The sequence below is a fragment of the Mesorhizobium intechi genome (genome assembly GCF_002879535.1).
Classification (GTDB): Bacteria; Pseudomonadota; Alphaproteobacteria; order Rhizobiales; family Rhizobiaceae; genus Mesorhizobium; species Mesorhizobium intechi.
Genome location: NZ_PNOT02000219.1, coordinates 19,092 through 37,534 on the forward strand (window position 1 = coordinate 19,092; position 18,443 = coordinate 37,534).

17 protein-coding genes are annotated in these 18,443 nt (G+C 63.8%); 4 read left to right on the plus strand and 13 right to left on the minus strand.

Annotated features, from left to right (window positions below; all coding sequences use genetic code 11):
- Nucleotides 1–142: 142 nt before the first annotated feature.
- The 9 genes from C1D09_RS18545 to C1D09_RS18585 form a co-directional block, all read right to left on the minus strand.
- Entirely contained in the window at nucleotides 143–1,258 is a 1,116-nt protein-coding gene (locus C1D09_RS18545; protein ID WP_019861791.1) for a branched-chain amino acid ABC transporter substrate-binding protein, read from the minus strand.
- Nucleotides 1,259–1,395: 137 nt separating this feature from the next.
- Nucleotides 1,396–1,743, minus strand: a complete 348-nt coding sequence (locus C1D09_RS18550; RefSeq protein WP_143975679.1) for a DUF6867 family protein — start codon at nucleotides 1,741–1,743, stop codon at nucleotides 1,396–1,398.
- Nucleotides 1,744–1,853: 110 nt separating this feature from the next.
- A complete protein-coding gene (locus C1D09_RS18555) occupies nucleotides 1,854–2,582 on the minus strand; it encodes an ABC transporter ATP-binding protein (RefSeq protein WP_010912086.1) in 729 nt (242 codons plus the stop codon).
- Complete coding sequence (locus C1D09_RS18560) at nucleotides 2,582–4,057, minus strand: ATP-binding cassette domain-containing protein (RefSeq protein WP_143975680.1); 1,476 nt, start codon at nucleotides 4,055–4,057, stop codon at nucleotides 2,582–2,584. Before C1D09_RS18560 ends, C1D09_RS18555 begins: the two co-directional genes overlap by 1 nt.
- Nucleotides 4,057–5,652 (minus strand): high-affinity branched-chain amino acid ABC transporter permease LivM, encoded by a 1,596-nt coding sequence (livM, locus tag C1D09_RS18565; RefSeq protein WP_143975681.1) that lies wholly within the window; start codon nucleotides 5,650–5,652, stop codon nucleotides 4,057–4,059. Before livM ends, C1D09_RS18560 begins: the two co-directional genes overlap by 1 nt.
- A 4-nt stretch (nucleotides 5,653–5,656) precedes the next feature.
- On the minus strand, nucleotides 5,657–6,559 hold the full coding sequence (locus tag C1D09_RS18570; RefSeq protein WP_010912089.1) for a branched-chain amino acid ABC transporter permease: 903 nt from the start codon (nucleotides 6,557–6,559) through the stop codon (nucleotides 5,657–5,659).
- A 336-nt stretch (nucleotides 6,560–6,895) separates the two neighbouring features.
- Nucleotides 6,896–7,897 (minus strand): 4-hydroxyproline epimerase, encoded by a 1,002-nt coding sequence (locus tag C1D09_RS18575; RefSeq protein WP_143975682.1) that lies wholly within the window; start codon nucleotides 7,895–7,897, stop codon nucleotides 6,896–6,898.
- Between the two features lie 17 nt (nucleotides 7,898–7,914).
- Entirely contained in the window at nucleotides 7,915–9,228 is a 1,314-nt protein-coding gene (locus tag C1D09_RS18580) for an NAD(P)/FAD-dependent oxidoreductase (protein ID WP_167514669.1), read from the minus strand.
- Nucleotides 9,229–9,242: 14 nt separating this feature from the next.
- On the minus strand, nucleotides 9,243–10,178 hold the full coding sequence (locus tag C1D09_RS18585; RefSeq protein WP_143975683.1) for a dihydrodipicolinate synthase family protein: 936 nt from the start codon (nucleotides 10,176–10,178) through the stop codon (nucleotides 9,243–9,245).
- Nucleotides 10,179–10,247: 69 nt separating this feature from the next.
- Here C1D09_RS18585 and C1D09_RS18590 point away from each other — a divergent pair, with 69 nt between their 5' ends.
- The gene (locus tag C1D09_RS18590; RefSeq protein WP_167514670.1) at nucleotides 10,248–10,940 is read left to right on the plus strand and encodes a GntR family transcriptional regulator; all 693 of its coding nucleotides are present in this window, start codon (nucleotides 10,248–10,250) and stop codon (nucleotides 10,938–10,940) included.
- 166 nt (nucleotides 10,941–11,106) lie between these two features.
- On the opposite strand, the gene C1D09_RS18595 is transcribed toward C1D09_RS18590, so the two are convergent.
- Together C1D09_RS18595 and C1D09_RS18600 are read right to left on the minus strand one after the other, a co-directional pair.
- The gene (locus C1D09_RS18595) at nucleotides 11,107–11,397 is read right to left on the minus strand and encodes a hypothetical protein (protein WP_246135803.1); all 291 of its coding nucleotides are present in this window, start codon (nucleotides 11,395–11,397) and stop codon (nucleotides 11,107–11,109) included.
- 260 nt (nucleotides 11,398–11,657) lie between these two features.
- Nucleotides 11,658–13,154 carry a CoA-acylating methylmalonate-semialdehyde dehydrogenase gene (locus C1D09_RS18600; RefSeq protein WP_143975686.1) on the minus strand — a complete coding sequence of 499 codons (1,497 nt, stop codon included), beginning with the start codon at nucleotides 13,152–13,154 and terminating at the stop codon, nucleotides 11,658–11,660.
- A 160-nt stretch (nucleotides 13,155–13,314) separates the two neighbouring features.
- Between C1D09_RS18600 and C1D09_RS18605 the strand changes: the two genes are divergently transcribed.
- Nucleotides 13,315–14,196, plus strand: a complete 882-nt coding sequence (locus C1D09_RS18605) for a LysR family transcriptional regulator (protein WP_143975687.1) — start codon at nucleotides 13,315–13,317, stop codon at nucleotides 14,194–14,196.
- 30 nt (nucleotides 14,197–14,226) lie between these two features.
- Here the strand turns inward: C1D09_RS18605 and C1D09_RS18610 are convergent, their stop codons facing one another.
- Nucleotides 14,227–14,514, minus strand: a complete 288-nt coding sequence (locus C1D09_RS18610; protein WP_143975688.1) for a hypothetical protein — start codon at nucleotides 14,512–14,514, stop codon at nucleotides 14,227–14,229.
- Nucleotides 14,515–14,563: 49 nt separating this feature from the next.
- On the opposite strand from C1D09_RS18610, the gene C1D09_RS18615 reads away from it, so the two are divergent.
- Together C1D09_RS18615 and C1D09_RS18620 are read left to right on the plus strand one after the other, a co-directional pair.
- The gene (locus C1D09_RS18615) at nucleotides 14,564–15,007 is read left to right on the plus strand and encodes a phospholipase A2 family protein (RefSeq protein WP_143975689.1); all 444 of its coding nucleotides are present in this window, start codon (nucleotides 14,564–14,566) and stop codon (nucleotides 15,005–15,007) included.
- On the plus strand, nucleotides 15,004–17,157 hold the full coding sequence (locus tag C1D09_RS18620) for a phospholipase D-like domain-containing protein (protein WP_143975690.1): 2,154 nt from the start codon (nucleotides 15,004–15,006) through the stop codon (nucleotides 17,155–17,157). Before C1D09_RS18615 ends, C1D09_RS18620 begins: the two co-directional genes overlap by 4 nt.
- 11 nt (nucleotides 17,158–17,168) lie before the next feature.
- Here the strand turns inward: C1D09_RS18620 and C1D09_RS18625 are convergent, their stop codons facing one another.
- Nucleotides 17,169–18,425, minus strand: a complete 1,257-nt coding sequence (locus C1D09_RS18625; protein WP_143975691.1) for a D-amino acid dehydrogenase — start codon at nucleotides 18,423–18,425, stop codon at nucleotides 17,169–17,171.
- Between the last annotated feature and the right edge of the window lie 18 nt (nucleotides 18,426–18,443).

Here is an 18,443-nt window from a genome sequence, read left to right on the forward strand (position 1 = left end):
AATGGCGACAATTTCGATCCTGGATGCGATCTCTCCGCCTGAGAGGAGCCGGCACGAAAGATCGTCGGCTGCCAAACGCGCCAAAAGAAAATGCCCGGCGCGTTGCGCCGGGCATCTTGGATTTCAGATCTGCCGGAGCAGCTTATTTCGGGAACCAGGAATACTTGCCGTCGTCCTTCTTCTTCCACTCGTACATGATGTAGCCCGGCAGCTTCGGGTCGCCCTTGGCGTCATAGGCGAGATCGCCCAGAACGGTCGGGAACGGGCCGTTTTCGTGCATCGCCTTGGCGACGGCCTGCGGGTCGTTCGTCTTGGCGGCGGCGGCCGCCTCGGCGACCACCTGCACGGCGGCGTAGGCGTAGAGCGTGTAGGCTTCCGGCTCGAAGCCCTGCGCACGGAACTTCTCGACGAGTTCCTTGTTGGCCGGGATCAGGCGCGGATCGGGTCCGAACGTGTTGAGCGTGCCGGCGACGGCGTCGCCCGCGATCGCGGCGAGTTCGTCCGTCACGATGCCGTCACCCGACATCATCGGCGCCTTGAGGCCCTGATCCGCGGACTGGCGGATGATCAGGCCGGCTTCGGTATGCAGGCCGCCCCAGTAGATCAGGGTGACGCCGGCTTCCTTCATCTTGGCGATGAGCGCCGAGAAGTCCTTGTCGCCGACATTGACGCCTTCATACATCACTTCCTTGACGCCGGCGGCGTTCATCGCCTTCTTGGTTTCATCGGCGAGGCCTTGGCCATAAGGGGTCTTGTCGTGCACGACGGCGACCTTGGCATCCTTGAAGTTCGCGGCGATGTAGGCGCCGGCGATGCTGCCCTGCTGATCGTCGCGTCCGCAGGTGCGGAACACGTTCCACAGACCGCGCTCGGTGAACTTCGGGTTGGTCGCGGCCGGCGTGATTTCGACGATGTTGTTTTCGGCGTAGACTTCCGAGGCCGGGATCGAGACGCCCGAGTTGAAGTGGCCGATCACGAACTTGACGCCGTCGCCGACGAACTTGTTGGCGACCGAGATGCCCTGCTTCGGATCGGACACGTCGTCGCCGACTTCGAGCTTGATCTGCTCGCCGTTGATGCCGCCCTTGGCATTGATCGCGGCGACCGCCGCCTCCGCGCCCTTCTGCAGCTGCGCGCCGAAGGCCGCATTCGGACCGGTGATCGGACCGGCAACGCCGAACATTACATCAGCCCACGCGTTGCCGCCGAACGCGACAAGCGCGGTCAGGGCGACGGCGGACAAAAGTGACTTTTTCATTTAAACGCTCCCATTAACGGAGTGGGCGTGGATGAAGCTTTCATGCGATGCCCACCCTTATCGCAGAAAGCATAGTTTGCCGATTTTCAGGCACTTGTCACGCCGATTCATCCCTGACCCGGCGTTAAAGATGAACGTCAACCTTTCGGTTTCCAGCTCAAGATTGAAGCTCTTTCGTAGAGCCAATTATACTGTGTGACCATCTGGTTGGTTCGTGTGTATTGATAGCCGACGAAGCCCAATATCATCAGCACGATGGTGTCGACGACATAGTACTGCAGCGAGAACATCGTGCCGTCGAACAGCGCATGATGGATGAAGCGGATGCCGATGCCGAGACCCAGCAGATAGATGAAAAGCTGGATGAAGGAGCGCCATGTCTGGGCGCTGGCCTTGCCCGTCATCCAGGCCGCCCAGCCGCCGAGCAGGCAGGTGACGAAGAAGAACTGCCAGATCGAGGGTTCCTCATAGAGAATGCCCTGCATGATGAAGTCTCCCTAGCATGATCCCGAAAAGTTGCAGACTTTTCGGACAAGGATCATGCGACAAACAAACAAGTTGGAGCGGGATACCGGGTGCACATTCCGCTCCAGACTCAGTGATGTCCGCCTTCGAGATAGGCGGCGCGCACTTCCGGATTGGCGAGCAGTTCCTTGCCGGTGCCGCTCATCGTCACATTGCCGTTGACCATGACGTAGCCGCGCGTGGCGAGCTTCAACGCGCCGAACGCGTTCTGCTCGACCAGGAACACCGTCAGTCCTTGCGTGCGGTTCAGCTCGCGGATCGCATCGAAGATCTGCTTGACGATCAGCGGCGCCAGGCCCAGCGACGGCTCGTCGAGCAGAAGCAGCTTCGGCCGCGCCATCAGCGCGCGTCCGATCGACAGCATCTGCTGCTCGCCGCCCGACAGCGTGCCGCCGCGCTGCGCGATGCGCTCCTTGAGCCGCGGGAACAGCGTGAACACCTTCTCGACGTCCTCGTCATAGTGTTTGAGATTGTCGAGGCTGGCGCCCATCTGCAGGTTTTCCATCACCGTCATGCGCGGGAAGATGCGCCGGCCTTCGGGTGACTGGGCGATGCGCATGCGCGCGATCTCGTGCGTCGGCAGCTGGGTGATGTCGGTGCCGGCGAAGGTGATGGTCCCCGTGCGAGCGCGCGGAGCGCCGAAAATGGTCATCATCAGCGTCGATTTGCCGGCGCCGTTGGCGCCGATCAGCGCCACGATCTCGCCCTCCTTGACGGTGACATCGACGCCGTTCAGCGCCCGGATGTTGCCGTAATAGGTCTCCACGCCCTTGATATCGAGCAGCGTTGTCCCGGCCATTATTTGCCCCCTCCACGCTTGCCCGACACAGGCTTGGCCGCACCGGTGGTCTTTGCGGAAGCATGGCTGGTCGCCACCTTGCCGGCATCGACGCGGCGCGAGAATTCCGTGTCCTTGCCCTTACCGAGCAGCTTGGCCTGCTTGACCCATTCCTCGCGCTCGATGCGTCCGTCAAAGGCGAGATAGGCTTCGGCAGCCTCGACATCGGCCTTCTTCCAGGCGCCGATCTGGTCGAAGTGAAAGATGCCGTGCTCGTTGAGCTTCTTCTCGTTGACCGTGCCGATGCCCTTGATGCGGGTCAGGTTGTCGGCCTTGCCGCCACGGGGGGCGGCAAGGCGGTTCGAAATGCCTTCGGCCTTTGCCGCGGGCGCCTTGGCGGCCGCCTTCTTCGGTGCCGCTTTTGCCGCGGGCTTGGCCGGCGCGGCCGGCTTTGCGACGGGTTTGCCCGCCACGGTAGCCGCGCGGGCATCGACCTGAGCCGCCTTCGAAGCGCCTTTCGACACCGTGACGCGCTCGCCATCGCTGTGTCCGACGGTGTCGGTCACAGGTCCGGCCAGATATGACGACGACGTTCCGGGGCCATGCGCCACATCCGGCCCAATGTCGAGCTGCTCGATGACGTCCTCGTCGCCGACCTCGGTCAGCACGGTCTCGACCTCCTCGTCATCGACGCCGAGATAGGCAGCGATGACGCGTGGATCGGTGCGCACCGACTGCGGATTGCCGTCGGAGATCTTGCGGCCATATTCCAGCACCACGACATGGTCGGAAATCTGCATGACGACCGACATGTCGTGCTCGATCAGCAGGATCGAGGTGCCGGTGTTGTTCTTGATGTCCATCAAGAGCTCGTTGAGCGCCGCCGATTCCTTCGGATTGAGGCCGGCCGCGGGCTCGTCGAGACACAGAAGTTCCGGTCCCGTGCACATGGCACGTGCGATCTCGAGGCGCCGCTGCGCGCCATAGGGGAGGTCGCCGGCCGGATCGTCGGCGCGATCGACGAGATCGGCCTTCTCCAGCCAATGCCTGGCCAGGTCCATCGACTCGGCCGACGCCTTGCGATAACCGCTGAAGCCGAACAGGCCAAGCACCGTATAGCCCGACGCCTTCATCAGCTTGTTGTGCTGGGCAACCAGAAGGTTCTCCAACAGCGTCATGCCCGAGAACAGGCGGATGTTCTGGAACGTTCGCGCCACCTTGGCACGCGCCGGGATCTCATGGTTGGGCAGCCGCTCCAGCAGATAGGTCGAGCCGTCGGCCCGGTTGAGCGTGATCATGCCTTCGGACGGCTTGTAGAAGCCGGTGATGCAGTTGAACACAGTGGTCTTGCCGGCGCCGTTAGGCCCGATCAGCGCCGTGATCTCGCCGCGTCGGGCGGTGAAGGAGAGGTCGCCGATGGCGACCAGGCCGCCGAATTTCATCGACAGATGATCGACCTGCAGGATGGCATCGTTCATTTGCGTGGTCGCGTTCATCAGCCGTGGCCCTCCTTGGTGAAGGAGCTTGAGACAGCCCTTCGCTCCTTGAGGAAGGCGGTCGGTTCACGGCTGCCGACGAAGCCGCGCGGCTTCCACAGCATGACGATGACCATGGCCATGCCGAACAGAAGCATGCGGTAGAGTTCGGGGGTGAAGTCCGGCCCGAATATCTGCTTGAGGAAGTCAAGTTCGCGCAGCGCCTCGGTGCCGCCGATCATCACCATGGCGGCAACCGCGATGCCGACCAGCGAGCCCATGCCGCCGAGAACGACGATGGCAAGGATGATGGCCGATTCCAGGAAAACGAAGGATTCCGGGCTGACGAAGCCTTGCCGCGCGGCGAAGAACGAGCCGGCGAAACCACCGAACATGGCGCCGGTGGCGAAGGCGGTCAGCTTGGTGGTGGTGGTGTTGATGCCGAGCGAGCGGCAGGCGATCTCATCCTCACGCAAGGCTTCCCAGGCGCGGCCGACCGGCAGACGGCGCAGCCGGATAGTGACGAAGGCTGTAAGCAGGCACAGGCCCAGGATCAGATAGTACAGGAAGATCTTGTAGTACGCGCTCGAGGTCGCGATGTGCAGAACCTTGGCAATGTAGTTGGGGTCCGACACGTTGAAGGTCACCAGGCCGAAGAAGGAAACCTTGGGAATGCCGGAGATACCGGCCGACCCGTTGGTGACCTCTCGCCAGTTGATCAGCACCAGGCGGATGATCTCGCCGAAGGCGAGCGTCACGATCGCCAGATAATCGCCGCGCAGGCGCAGTACCGGGAAGCCGAGCAGCACCCCCCACAGGGCGGCCATGCAGCCCGCGGCCGGCAGCAGGATCCAGAACGACAGGCCGTATTGCGTTGCAAGAAGCGCATAGGCGTAGGCGCCAAGAGCGTAAAAGGCGACGTAGCCGAGGTCGAGCAGGCCGGCGAGGCCAACGACGATGTTCAGCCCCCAGGCCAGCATCACATAGATCAGGATCTGGATGCCGAAATTGTCGACCCATTTCAGCGAGCCCTGCAGCCCTCCGGCAATCGACCATGCGTTCAGCGACAGCACCGCGACCACGAGGATCGGGTACAGCACCAGGGCTGTGATACCCAGTTTGGTGAAGTTGGCATGGATGAAGGCGCGGAAGTAGTAGATCACGCAAGCCAGCAGATAGATGACCGCCAGGGCGCGCAGGAATTGCAGATAGCCGGCCGGTTCCGCTCCCACCCATCCGGCGAGGGAGCTATTGAACGCGAACAGCAGCACCGCCGCTACGACAGCCACGATGAACGCCGGCAGCGTGAAGAACCGCGACCCCACGCTGGCCGGCAACAGACCGGTGGCGACGTTGGCGATCTTTTGGTTGGCCATGAAGGGCTGGCCATAGGCGACATAGAGGAACCGGCCGACGGCCGTGGCGATCACCACGGCGGCGAGCAGGCCCCAACGCTGCGTCAGGACCAGTTCATTGGACATGTTCTGGCCGGTCTTCAGACCGATGAACAGCACGAACAGGCCAAGCGCGATGGCACCGGCATAAAACGCTTCCTTAAGCGCGCGCTGGGTGGGGGTGGCGACGCTGTCGCTCTCACGAGATACGGTCACGGCCATGATCTCAGACCTTTTCGACTTCAGGCCGGCCCAATATGCCGGAAGGCAGGAAGATCAGCACGATGGCCAGGATCGAGAACGCCGCGACGTCCTTGTAGTCGATCGAGAAATAGGCCGACCACATGCTCTCGATGAAGCCGATCAGCAGCCCGCCGAGCACGGCGCCCGGCAACGAGCCGATGCCGCCAAGCACGGCCGCGGTGAACGCCTTCACACCCGGCACGAAACCGTCGGAGAAAGCCACCACGCCATAGTACATCAGGAACAGCGTACCGGCGACGGCGGCAAGCGAGGCACCCATGATGAAGGTGATCGAGATGGTGCGGTCGACGTCGACGCCGAGCAGTGCGGCCATCTTGCGGTCCTGTTCGCAGGCGCGTTGCGCCCGGCCAAGCGAGGTCCTGTTGACCAAGTACCAGAACACCACGAGGAGCAGCGCGGTGACGATGACGATGATGATCTGCTTCAGCGACACGCTGACGCCGTCGATGTTGTAGACTTGGCTGACCATCGGCGGGATCGGCTTGTTGCGCGGACCTTGCGTCACCTGGACGAAGTTCGACAGCGCGATCGACATGCCGATGGCGGTGATCAGCGGCGCCAGCCGGAACGAACCGCGCAGCGGCCGGTAGGCCACCTTCTCGATCGTCCAGTTGTAGAGGCTGGTCAGCAGCATCGCCACGATCATCATGACCAGCAGCGCGATGACCACGGGCACCGAATAGAACAGCGCGCCGAGGATGAGGAAGACGATCAGCGCCGTGAAGGCGCCCACCATGAAAATGTCGCCATGGGCGAAGTTGATCATGCCGATGATGCCGTAGACCATCGTGTAGCCGATTGCGATCAGCCCATAGATCGATCCCAGCGTCAGCCCATTGATAAGCTGCTGGACAAAGTACTGCATGTGTACATGGCTCCCCTGGAATGTCGCCCATGCAGACGCATTCCTTTTCGTATTTCCCCTAGTCGTAAAGTTTCGAGCCCGGATTGCAACGTGATTTTTTTGACCGCCCCGCGTGTTTCCGATTCACGTCGTTTCGACCGCCCGTTTTTTGCACCCGACCCCTGGACTATCGCGGACCCTATCATTGGCATAACGCAATGTCTTTGACGATTCGGCCGTATCATGCACTCCGTTTCGAAGAAATCGCCGTCAACATTAGGTGATAAGAAGAATCGTTGCGTTCCTGACAGGGTTCGTCTTTTCGTCACACTCCTTTCCGCAACGTCAGGATTCTCCTTACTTGACCACGAAACCATGCGCGAACGGATCGCGATCGTCGATGAAGATCGTGTTCAGTCCGGTCATCCGCGCCCAGCCGCCGATCGAGGGAATGATCGCCGGTTTGCCCGCCACGGCCACCTCCTTTTCGACCTTGCCCTTGAACAGCGAACCGATGATCGATTCATGCACGAAGGCGTCGCCGGCCTTGAGCTTGCCCTTGGCATGCAGCTGCGCCATGCGCGCCGAGGTGCCGGTGCCGCATGGTGAGCGGTCGATCGCCTTGTCGCCATAGAACACCGCATTGCGGGCGTCGGCGCCTTCGACCGTCGGCTTGCCGGTCCACAACATGTGCGACAGCCTGTTGATGCCGGGGTTTTCCGGATGCACGAAGGAATATTTCTCGTTGAGCCGCTGCCGCACCACCGGGCTCCAGGCGATGAGGTCGCCGGCGGAATGATCCGCCATGTCGCGGTAGTTCTCCTGCGGCTCGACGATGGCGTAGAAATTGCCGCCATAGGCGACATCGACGGTGATCTCGCCAAGCACCGGACATTCGACCGTCAGGCCTTCGGCATGGAGGAACGACGGCACGTTGGTGATGCGAACTTCCTCGACATATTCGCCGACCTGTTTGTATTCGGCGATCACCAGCCCGGCTGGCGTATCGAGCCGCAGCACACCCGGCATCTTTGGCTTGATCAGCCCGTGCTCGATGGCCATCGTCACCGTGCCGATGGTGCCATGGCCGCACATCGGCAGGCAGCCGGAGGTCTCGATGAACAGGATGGCGATGTCGCAATCCTCGCGGGTCGGCGGATACAGGATCGAACCCGACATCACGTCATGGCCGCGCGGCTCGAACATCAGCCCGGTGCGGATCCAATCATACTCGGCGAGGAAATGCGCGCGCCGTTCCATCATCGTCGCGCCCTCGAGCAACGGGCCGCCGCCGGCGACCAGCCGCACCGGATTGCCGCATGTGTGGCCGTCGATGCAGAAGAAGGATTTCTTGGCCATGTCGCTCCTCGAAAGATTCAGAACCGTTGTGGACTGAAGGGGGCGAGATCAACGGACGCAACCTGCCCCAGGATGATTTCCCGGATCAACCGTCCGGTCGCCGCGGCTTGGGTCAGGCCGAGATGACCGTGGCCAAAAGCATAGACGACCGGCCGGCTTCCCGAAGCCTTGCCGATGACGGGGACCGAATCCGGCAGCGAGGGCCGGAACCCCATCCATTCGCGCCCGCCCGAGGGATTGAGTCCGGGCAGGAATTGTTGCGCCTTCTGCAGCAGCGCTTTCGATCTGTTGAAATTGGGCGGCCGCTCTATGCCGCCGAGCTCGACGGCGCCGCCGACGCGCAGGCCCGTCTCCAGCGGCGTGATGACGAAGCCATGGCCGGAGAAGATCAGCTGACGCTTCACGTCGAAAGCGCTCCTGGGCAGCGTCGTGTTGTAGCCGCGCTCGGTCTCCAACGGAATGCGGTCGCTAAGCTGCCGCGCCAGGAGATGCGACCAGGCGCCGGCGGCGACGACAAGGTGCCTTGTCTGCCTGGCCGTGCCATCGGCCAACATCAGTGTCGCGCCATCCTGGTCCGCCGCCACCCGGTCGATCCTGGCCCTTTTGAAGCGGGCACCCCTGGCCTCGGCGTAAGCCCACACCGCCTTGCCGAGCAGCTTTGGATCGGCGACCGTCTTCCAGCCCGGCACGAAGGTGCCTTTGATGAAGCGCGGGGAGAGGCCTGGCTGCAAACCCGCCAGGTCCTCGCCTTCCACATGCCGAAAGTCGATGCTGAAGCGCTCGCGCGCGGCCCAGCCGGACAGCGAGGCTTGGAACTCGGCTTCGCTCTCGTAGAGCTCCAGCGAGCCGTCCTCGCGCAGCATCGGCCGCGTGCCGGAACGATCAAGCAGCCCCATCCATTCCGCTTCGGCGAGCTTCATCATGCCGGCCTGGGCGGCGAGGCTGGCTTCGTATTTCGCCGGCGCGCCGGCGCGCCAGAAGCGGATCAGCCAGGGCAGAAGCCGCGGCAGGTAGGCGGGCGGAATGCTGAGCGGGCCGAGCGGATCGGCCAGCCATTTCGGCAGGTGCTTGATCATGCCCTTGTGCGCCAGCGGCAGCACGTCCGAGAAGGCGAAGGCCGCCGCGTTGCCGGAGCTCGTCTCCTCGCAGATGCCGGTGCGGTCGAAGATTGTTACGCTGCACCCCGCCTCGGCAAGCAAGGCAGCGGCACAGATGCCGATGATGCCACCGCCGACAATGGCGATATCTTTCCCTTCTCCCCATTCACGGGGAGAGGGTGCCCCAGCAGCGGAGCGCTGCTCCTGTTCCGGGGATTTTGAATGTCCTGGCACGTCGGCGCTGTCCCCTATTCGGCTGCCACCAGTCTGTCCGCCGTTAGGGGAGACGTCTGGAGCGAAGGCAGCTGCGGCCGCGCCGCCAGCGCCTCCCGTATGATCTTCTCGACCGCCTTGCGGCGCTCGCCCGACAGCGGTTGGCGCGGCATGCGCACGCGGTCATTGGTATCGATTGCCAGCACTTCGGCAAGCTTGATGTTCTGTACCAGATAGGTCGAGACGTCGAGGTCGAGCAGCGGCCGGAACCAGCGGTAGATGGCGAGCGCTTCCTCGCGGCGACCCTGCTTCATCAGTTGGAAGATGGCGACGGTCTCGCGCGGGAAGGCGGTGACCAGGCCGGCCACCCAGCCGATGGCGCCGACCGACAGCGCCTCGAAAGCAAGATTGTCGACACCGGTGAACAGATCGTAACGGTCGCCAAGCCGATTGACGATCTCGGTCGAGCGCCTGATATCGTCGGAGGATTCCTTGATGGCGACGAAGCGCTTGTCCGACGCCAACTCCTCCATCTGGTCGACGGTGACGTCGACGCGATAGGCGAGCCGGTTGGAGTAGATCATCACCGGCAGGTCGCCGGCCTCGGCGACCGCCCGCAGCGCCGCGACGGTCTCTTCCGCATTCGTGTGGTAGATCGGGCTCGGCACCACCATCAGTCCATCGGCGCCTTCCCTGGCGGCGCGCCTGGCGATGGCGGCCGCCTCACGGGTGCCCGCCTCGTTGACCGTCAGCAGCACCGGCTTCTTGCCGGCCACTTTCTGCGCGGTCTTCAGCACATCGATCTTCTCGTCAGGCGACAGCATCGGCCCTTCCCCAAGCGAGCCGCAGACGATGATGCCGTCGCAACCGGCCTCCATCTGCAAGCCGAAGCAGCGCTCCATTTCGGCATGGTCGAGCCGGTCGTCGGCGGTGAATTTGGTCGTGACGGCGGGGAAAACTCCGGTCCACATAGTCGTGTCTCCATCTGATATATCAGCCGTATATCTGTTAAGAAACGCGCTGTCAATGCGGAATCCGTTATGATATATTCAGGATATATCAGGAGATCGCCTTTGATATCCATGGAAGCAACCATGACCTCCGAGCCGGCGGCCGCCAGGGCCTACCGCGTGCTCGAGCATATGATCGTCACGCTGGAACTGGCGCCGTCGAGCTTTGTCACCGAGGGGGCGCTTATCGAGAAGCTGGACCTCGGCCGTACGCCCGTGCGCGAAGCGATCCAGCGGCTGGCCTGGGAAGGGCTGCTTGATGTCAGGCCGCGCGCCGGCATCGCCATCGCGCCGCTGCATCCCGGCGACTGGCTGCGCGTGCTCGACGCCCGGCGCGGTGTCGAGGTGGTGCTGGCCCGCTCGGCGGCCCGCTTCGTCACCCGCGAGGCCGCCGACCTGTTTCACGAGGCGGCGCTCGCGATGCAGAAGGCGGTCATCTCGGGCAATGTTCTTGCCTTCATTCAGGCTGACAAGGCGCTCGACGAGGCGCTGGCGATGGCCGCCGACAATCCCTTCGCCGCGCGGCTGGCCGCCCCGCTGCAGACCCACAGCCGCCGCTTCTGGTTCCGCTACAAGGCGGACACGGGCCTCGCCGAGTCAGCCGAGCATCACGTCGCGCTGATCCGTTCGATTCTCGACGGCGACGAGGAGGCAGCCGCAAAGGATGCCAAGCGGCTGATGGCGCTGCTGCGCGGCCATGCCGAGGTCGCCGCAACGCGCTGATCGGGCACCCTTGCGCCGTGGCGACGGCGGCATTCTCCCATCCGTCACCGGTCGGGAAAATCCAGCTTCGGCCCTGCACGACGCTCCGGCGGTCGCAAAGGCTTCCCGTCACGACGCAAGCCACTGCGTGCGCCCCCCGGAGGGAGCAGCGTAGGTGCGGGGCTGCTCAAGCACCCGGCAGGGCCACTTTCATCATCGTACTGTCCCAGCCTTCACCGGCCGACAGGACGCAGCTCCGGCCGGTGGTATCGGAGGCCACAACGGTCCAGCTGCCTTGCTGCGAAACAAAGACCTCAAGGACCACGCTGGAGTTGATCAGGCCGCGTCCGGCCTCGTTTTCATGGAACTTTTCGCCGAGTGCCTTGATCAGATCGGCTCGTGGTGCGCATTGTCCGGCTGCATGGGCCTGGTCGGCACCCGCCGATATCGCAAGCGATCCCAAGACCATCGTCGCCATAAGACCTCGTGTCATCCGACACCTCCTCGCGCCAGACGAGAACCCCGGCTGCTACCGGCGCTGTTTGATGGCCTGCAAGGGCTGCAGGATACAACGTAAGACCCATACCGCCGCTTGGTTCCATCACATTAGCGATTCGGCGGATAACGCCGCGGTCCGGACGAAAAAGGCCCAGGCGATTCAGCCCGGGCCTTCGACGTCGGATATGTTGCCGAGCGCGCCGCCCAAGCGAGAGGCGCGCAAGCAAGAGAACCGTCAGCTCAATTCATCGTCGGGATGACGAACTCGGCGCCATCCTTGATGCCGGACGGCCAGCGCGAGGTCACCGTCTTGGTCTTGGTGTAGAAGCGGAAGGCGTCCGGGCCGTGCTGGTTGAGGTCGCCGAAGGACGACGCCTTCCAGCCGCCGAAGGTGTAATAGGCGATCGGCACCGGGATCGGCACGTTGACGCCGACCATACCGACCTGGACACGGCTTGCAAAGTCACGCGCGGCGTCGCCGTCGCGGGTGAAGATGGCGACGCCATTGCCCATTTCGTGGTCGTTGGCGAGCTTGATCGCGCTCTCATAGGTCGGCGCGCGCACCACCGAGAGCACCGGCCCGAAGATCTCTTCCTTGTAGATGCGCATGTCCGCCGTGACGTTGTCGAACAGGCAGCCGCCCATATAGTAGCCGTTCTCATAGCCCTGCATCTTGAAGCCGCGGCCATCGACGACCAGCTTGGCGCCCTCCTTTACGCCGGTATCGACGTAACCTTTCACGCGTTCCAGCGCCTGTGCGGTCACCAGCGGGCCGAAATCGGCGGCCGAATCCGTCGACGGACCAACCTTCAGGCTCTCGACGCGCGGGACCAGCTTTTCCATCAGCCGGTTGGCGGTGTCGTTGCCGACCGGGACAGCCACCGAGATCGCCATGCAGCGCTCGCCGGCCGATCCGTAGCCGGCGCCGATCAGCGCGTCGACGGTCTGGTCCATGTCGGCGTCGGGCATGATGATCATGTGGTTCTTGGCGCCGCCGAAGCACTGCACGCGCTTGCCGGCCGCGGTGCCGCGCGAATAGATATAGTGGGCGATCGGCGTTGAGCCGACAAAGCCGACGGCCTTGATGTCGGGATCGTCGAGGATGGCGTCGACCACTTCCTTGTCGCCGTTGACGACGTTGAGGATACCGGCCGGCAGGCCCGCCTCGAGGAACAGTTCGGCGATGCGGATCGGCACGCCCGGATCGCGCTCCGACGGCTTCAGGATGAAGGCATTGCCACAGGCGATCGCCGGCGCGATCTTCCATAGCGGGATCATTGCCGGGAAATTGAACGGCGTGATGCCGGCGACGACGCCGAGCGGCTGGCGCATCGAATAGACGTCGATGCCGGGGCCGGCACCGTCGGTGAACTCGCCCTTCATCATGTGCGGCGCGCCGATGCAGACTTCGACCACTTCGAGGCCGCGCTGGATGTCGCCCTTGGCGTCGGCGATGGTCTTGCCGTGCTCGCGCGCCAGTATGTCGGCCAGTTCGTCATAGTCGCGGGCGACCAGTTCGAGGAATTTCATCAAGACGCGCACGCGGCGCTGCGGGTTGGTGGCGGCCCATTTCGGCTGCGCGGCCTTGGCGTTCTCGACCGCCGCGCGCAGTTCCGCCTGCGAGGCCAGCGCCACCGTGCCCCGCACGGAGCCGTCCATCGGCTGCATGACGTCCTGCTTGCGGCCGCTGGTGCCGGCGACACGCTTGCCGCCGATGAAATGACCGTATTCGATCATCATGTCTCTCCCTTGTTTGTGATGGCGTATTGTCCGCCTTTGCGAGGGCGAACGCAACGCGAGGAAGAACGCAACCGTTGTGCGAGAATTAGATATCGGTTGACGGGTGAGCATCAATTCTCGCAAATGACTGACTACAAGATATCTCCTGGGGATTCCGATGAACTGGGATGACGTCCGCATCTTCCTCGCCGTGGCACGCGCCGGCCAGATCCTTGGCGCCGCCAGGCGGCTCGAGCTGAACCACGCCACCGTCTCGCGCCGCATCGTGGCGCTCGAGGAAGCGCTGCGCACGAAGCTCTTTCGCCGTCTGACCACCGGCAGTGAACTGACGCCGGCCGGCGAGCGTTTCCTCGATATTGCCGAGCGCATGGAGGGCGACATGATCGCCGCGCGCTCGACCATATCGGGCGAAGGCGACGATATCTCCGGCACCGTGCGCATCGGCGCGCCGGACGGGTTCGGCGTCGCCTTCCTGGCCAGGCGTCTCGGCGAGCTGACCGCGCTGCATCGCGAGTTGACGATCCAGCTCGTGCCGGTGCCGCGCTCCTTCTCCCTGTCCCGTCGCGAAGCCGACATCGCCATTACCGTCGAGCGGCCGACCGAGGGCCGGCTGGTGGCGGGAAAGCTGGTCGATTATTCGCTGGGCCTGTTTGCGTCGCGCGCCTACGCCGATGCCAATGGCCTGCCCAAAAACGCCGCCGAACTCGGCCGGCACACACTCATCGGCTATGTGCCCGATCTCATCGTCAGCCCTTCGCTCGACTACGCGGCCGAATTCAGCGCCGACTGGCGTACCAGCTTCGCCATCTCCTCGGCGCTCGGCCAGGCCGAAGCAGTGCGTTCGGGCGCCGGCATCGGCATCCTGCACACTTTCGTCGCGCGTTCGATGCCGGAGCTCGTAGCCGTCGATGTGGTGGCACCCATCCGCCGCGCTTACTGGCTGGTCTATCACGAATCGGTCCGGCCGCTGCGCCGCATCCAGATCGTCGCCGGCTTCATCACCAAGGCGGTGGAGCGAGAGCGGGGCCTCTTCGCCTGATCCCGCAAACCGGCAGACGCAATGCGCTTTTCAAGGCGGGTCGAGAACGAACGAATTCACGACACGCTCGGCCTTGTCCGCCAGCGGCGCCCACTTCCGCTCCACCTGCTCGGCGCTCTCGCTCATCACGCTGCAATCGACATAGCCATAGCGCGCGCCCCGCAACGAAAACGCAAATATGGAATGGCCGTGCAGACGGACGTCGTTGTCGCCATGGCCTGTGCCACCAGGAGATATCACGATTGGGCGATACGCGACGCCTTTTCCTTGCCACAAAACCGGCCAGTGTGGCATCAGGCGTGTGGTGGTCGCCGCCATGGGCAGGGCCGCCGGTGGGGAATCTTTCAGAAAGCTGGCGCGGATAAAAATGCGAGCCGTTCTTGCCATCCTGCCGCTGGTTTTCGTGTCGGCCTGCGCCAATCCGTGGACAAAAGTGCCGGAAGCCGAATTGCCCAAGCCGATCCGTTACGCCATGGCACGCCCCTCGCCTTTCGTGTTCGGCAATTATTGCGGCCCCGGCACCCGCACCGGCGATCTGTCGGCCAGGCCGGTCGACCGCCTCGACGCGGTGTGCCAGACCCACGACGCCTGCTACATCGCCCGCCGCAATCATTGCGATTGCGACGGCGCGCTTGTCGCCTCGGCCAGGGCGATCCGTGATGACAAGACGGCGCCACGCAAGATGCGCGGCGAGGCGGAATTGCTGATCGCTACCTTCGCCATCCCGGCCTGCAAGGTGTTTCCCCAAGGCTTGATGCCGCCGCGCGACCCGGCTCAGTTGAGCGCCATGAAGGCCGGAGCCAACGGGTGAATCGCCTCGCATTTGTCATCCTTGCCCTGCTCGGGCTGACCGCCCTTGCCAGTTGTGCCGGCACGGGCCGCAATGCCTGCGATCTCCCGCCGGGACAGGCGGCCTGCGCGCGGCCGTCTCTGTCGGCCAGCACGCCTGGGCCGCGGGTCGCGGCGTCGCAGTTTTTCGGCGATGCCGGCGCCAGCGACTACGAAAGAAGTTTCCTGGCGCTGCTTGCCCACAATCAGCTCGGCGCCATGGATCGCGCCAACGGCACCGGCCGGTTCGGGCGCAACGGCCGCGATGTGCAGAACAGGGACTTCCAGGCGACCTATTCGACGCTGCAGCAACTGGCCGGACCGCTCGCCAGGACGCATCTGCCGTCGGCCAATGGCGGTAGCGGCTGGGGCCATTTCGACGGACGCTGGCGGGTGTCGCGGCAGACGCTCTACATCGACGCGGCGGCACGGCCCTCGGCACCCAAGAGTTTCGATTTCTCCGGCCTGCAGGCGCGCAGCACCGAGATCGTCGTGCGCCAGGCTGGCGAGCAGCCGGCCGAGGTCGAGGCCACCTGCGACGGCGCGTTGGCGATCCGCGCCGCCGGCGTCGCGCGCACCATCGCCGCCGGCACGCCATTTCGCTTCCGCCTGTCGGGTGAGGACGACACGGTCAGCCTGTTTCCCGGCGACAGCCTCAACCGCTGCACGGCAAAGGTCAGCTCCAGCCTTGTCGCGGCCGGTACTTCCCTCACCATCCGGCGCGAAGAGAGCGCGGATCCGGCTCTTGCCAGCCTTGACAGCCGCTACGAACGTTGCCCGGTCCCCGACAGCGGCGGCCTCGACGCTCTCGAGCGCGCCTTCTATGCCAGCCGCTGGCTGTCGCAGACCTGCGCCCTGCCGATCGGCGAGCCCAGGCTGCTGCGCAAGTCGCGCGACGGCTTCAATGCCAAGGTCGAGGCGCTGATGGGCGCACCGCTATCCGATGCCGCAATAGACAAAGGCGACCCGGAACTGCCGCTTGATTTCTCCAGGGCGCCAAGGCTGAAGCTGATCTATCTGTCGTCGCTCGAATTCAAGGCCGACTTTTCCGGCAGGATCATCGAGCGGCTGATCCGCCATCATGCCGCCCTGGGCACCAAGGTGCGCATTCTGGTCACTGACGTGCTGGAGCGCGAAAAGGACGACGCCATGCTGCACCGGCTGGCGGCGGAGTTCCCCAATGTCGAGCTGCAGGAATACCGCTGGCGCGCCGATCATGGCGCGCCGATCGACGAGCAGATTTCACAGCTGCACAAGACCCATCATATCAAGATGCTGGCGACACTGGCTTTGGATCCTGCGCGCTCGCGCATTATCATCGGCGGCCGCAACATCCATGACGGCTTCCTGTTCCACAGTCCGATCGACCTGTCGCGCTATCCCGACCTGCAGCAATACGGCAAGACCGATGGCTTTTCGCTGAACTACTATTCGAACTGGAGCGACTTCGACATCGAGTTTGCCGACAGGGCGACGGTCGAGACGCTCGCCGCGCATCTGTCGACGATATGGCTGCGCGATGCCGACACCAATCTGGCGCGCCCCTTCTCCATCCCGGTCAGTGGAGATCGCCGTCCCCGGGGAAATGCCCGGCATTTCATTTCCGTGCCCTATGAGGACGACCATGCGCTGGAGGCCTATTTCGTCGAACTGGTCGACGCCGCCCGGCAGCATATCCAGATCGTCAACCCCTACCTCAATCTGACGCCGAGCCTCGCGCATGCCTTCGACCGGGCGCTTGCCCGCGGCGTCAAGATCGACATTGTCGGCCGCATCGACCTCAAGGGCGACATTGGCGGCAAGTTCCTCACCGCGCTCAACAAGCTGTTTGTCGAGAAATATGGCACCCGCATCGACATCCGCGAGTTCAAGGCGCCAGACGTGGTGCTGCATTCCAAGATCATGATGATCGACGAAAGGCTGGTCGCCATCTCCTCGGTCAACCTCAACAACCGCAGCTTCTTCCACGATTCAGAGAACGGCATGATGGTGCTCGATCCCGCCTTTTACGTCAGGATGAAGCCGATCTATGACGACTATCTCGCCCACTCGAACCCGGTCGCCACCGACGTGACGATCCCTTGGGCGTATCGGCTGCTGTTCGACGAGGCCTGGGTCAGGCAGGCATTCTGATCTCCCCGCGCCTATGTCAGGTAGCGCTCCTGCGCCAGCGCGCGGGCATCGATGTCGGGCACCTTGTTCGACATGATGTCGGCCAGCACCTTGGCCGAGCCGCAGGCCATGGTCCAGCCGAGCGTGCCATGGCCGGTGTTGAGGAAGAGATTGGAAAGCTCGGTGCGGCCGATCAGCGGCGGCCCGTCCGGCGTCATCGGCCGCAGGCCGCACCAGAACGTCGCCTCGCGCATGGCGCCGGCGCCCGGAAAGAGATCGCCGACGGAATGTTCGAGCGTGCGCCGCCGCGATTCGTGCAGCCTGAGATCGAAGCCTGAAATCTCGGCGGTGCCGCCGACGCGAATGCGGTCGCCGAGCCGTGTGATCGCCACCTTGTAGGTTTCATCCATCACGGTCGACACCGGCGCCAGGGCGGCGTCCTTGATCGGCACGGTGATCGAGTAGCCCTTGACCGGATAGACCGGGATAGACCGTTTGATCCGGCGCATGAAGCCCGCCGAGTAGCTGCCCAGGGCCATCACATAGGCTTCGGAAGCCTTGAAACCCTTGCTGGTGCTGAGATTGGCAATGCGGTTGCGGCTGCGCAGGACCCGCCAGATCGTCGTATCGTATTCGAACTTGACCCCACGCGCCACGCAGAGCTCGGCCAGTTTCTCGGTGAACATCTTGCAGTCGCCGGTCTCGTCATGCGGCAGCCTCAGCCCGCCGACGAATTTCTCGCGCACGCCGGCCAGCGCCGGCTCCGCCGCGATGCAGCCGTTCTGGTCGAGGATCTCGTAGGGCACGCCATATTTCTTCAGCACGTCGACATCGCCACCGGTACCGTCGAGCTGCTTTTGCGTGCGAAACAGCTGCAGCGTGCCCTGGGTGCGCTCGTCATAGGTGATGCCGGTCGCCTCGCGCAGCGCCTTCAGCGTGTCGCGGCTGTATTCGGCTAGAGGGACCATGCGCGACTTGTTGACGGCATAGCGCTCGGCCGTGCAGTTACGCAGCATCTTGACCAGCCAGGTCCACATATGCGGATCGAACGCCGGCCGCACCACCAGCGGGCCATGCTTCATCAACAGCCATTTGATTGCCTTGAGCGGAATGCCGGGTCCGGCCCAGGGCGAGGCATAGCCGGGCGAAATCTCGCCGGCATTGGCGAAACTGGTTTCCAGCGCCGGGCCTTTCTGGCGGTCGAGCACCGTCACCTCGTGCCCGGCCTCGGCCAGGTAATAGGCCGTGGTCACCCCGATGACGCCGCCGCCCAGCACCATGATCTGCATCGTTCACTCCTTGCCGCG

Excerpts from the sequence above, each read along its gene's own strand:
- C1D09_RS18545 (WP_019861791.1), bottom strand. The coding sequence starts at position 1,258 with ATGAAAAAGTCACTTTTGTCCGCCGTCGCCCTGACCGCGCTTGTCGCG.
- C1D09_RS18550 (WP_143975679.1), bottom strand. The coding sequence starts at position 1,743 with ATGCAGGGCATTCTCTATGAGGAACCCTCGATCTGGCAGTTCTTCTTC.
- C1D09_RS18555 (WP_010912086.1), bottom strand. The coding sequence starts at position 2,582 with ATGGCCGGGACAACGCTGCTCGATATCAAGGGCGTGGAGACCTATTAC.
- C1D09_RS18560 (WP_143975680.1), bottom strand. The coding sequence starts at position 4,057 with ATGAACGCGACCACGCAAATGAACGATGCCATCCTGCAGGTCGATCAT.
- livM (WP_143975681.1), bottom strand. The coding sequence starts at position 5,652 with ATGGCCGTGACCGTATCTCGTGAGAGCGACAGCGTCGCCACCCCCACC.
- C1D09_RS18570 (WP_010912089.1), bottom strand. The coding sequence starts at position 6,559 with ATGCAGTACTTTGTCCAGCAGCTTATCAATGGGCTGACGCTGGGATCG.
- C1D09_RS18575 (WP_143975682.1), bottom strand. The coding sequence starts at position 7,897 with ATGGCCAAGAAATCCTTCTTCTGCATCGACGGCCACACATGCGGCAAT.
- C1D09_RS18585 (WP_143975683.1), bottom strand. The coding sequence starts at position 10,178 with ATGTGGACCGGAGTTTTCCCCGCCGTCACGACCAAATTCACCGCCGAC.
- C1D09_RS18590 (WP_167514670.1), top strand. The coding sequence starts at position 10,248 with ATGATATATTCAGGATATATCAGGAGATCGCCTTTGATATCCATGGAA.
- C1D09_RS18595 (WP_246135803.1), bottom strand. The coding sequence starts at position 11,397 with ATGGCGACGATGGTCTTGGGATCGCTTGCGATATCGGCGGGTGCCGAC.
- C1D09_RS18600 (WP_143975686.1), bottom strand. The coding sequence starts at position 13,154 with ATGATCGAATACGGTCATTTCATCGGCGGCAAGCGTGTCGCCGGCACC.
- C1D09_RS18605 (WP_143975687.1), top strand. The coding sequence starts at position 13,315 with ATGAACTGGGATGACGTCCGCATCTTCCTCGCCGTGGCACGCGCCGGC.
- C1D09_RS18610 (WP_143975688.1), bottom strand. The coding sequence starts at position 14,514 with ATGGCGGCGACCACCACACGCCTGATGCCACACTGGCCGGTTTTGTGG.
- C1D09_RS18615 (WP_143975689.1), top strand. The coding sequence starts at position 14,564 with ATGCGAGCCGTTCTTGCCATCCTGCCGCTGGTTTTCGTGTCGGCCTGC.
- C1D09_RS18625 (WP_143975691.1), bottom strand. The coding sequence starts at position 18,425 with ATGCAGATCATGGTGCTGGGCGGCGGCGTCATCGGGGTGACCACGGCC.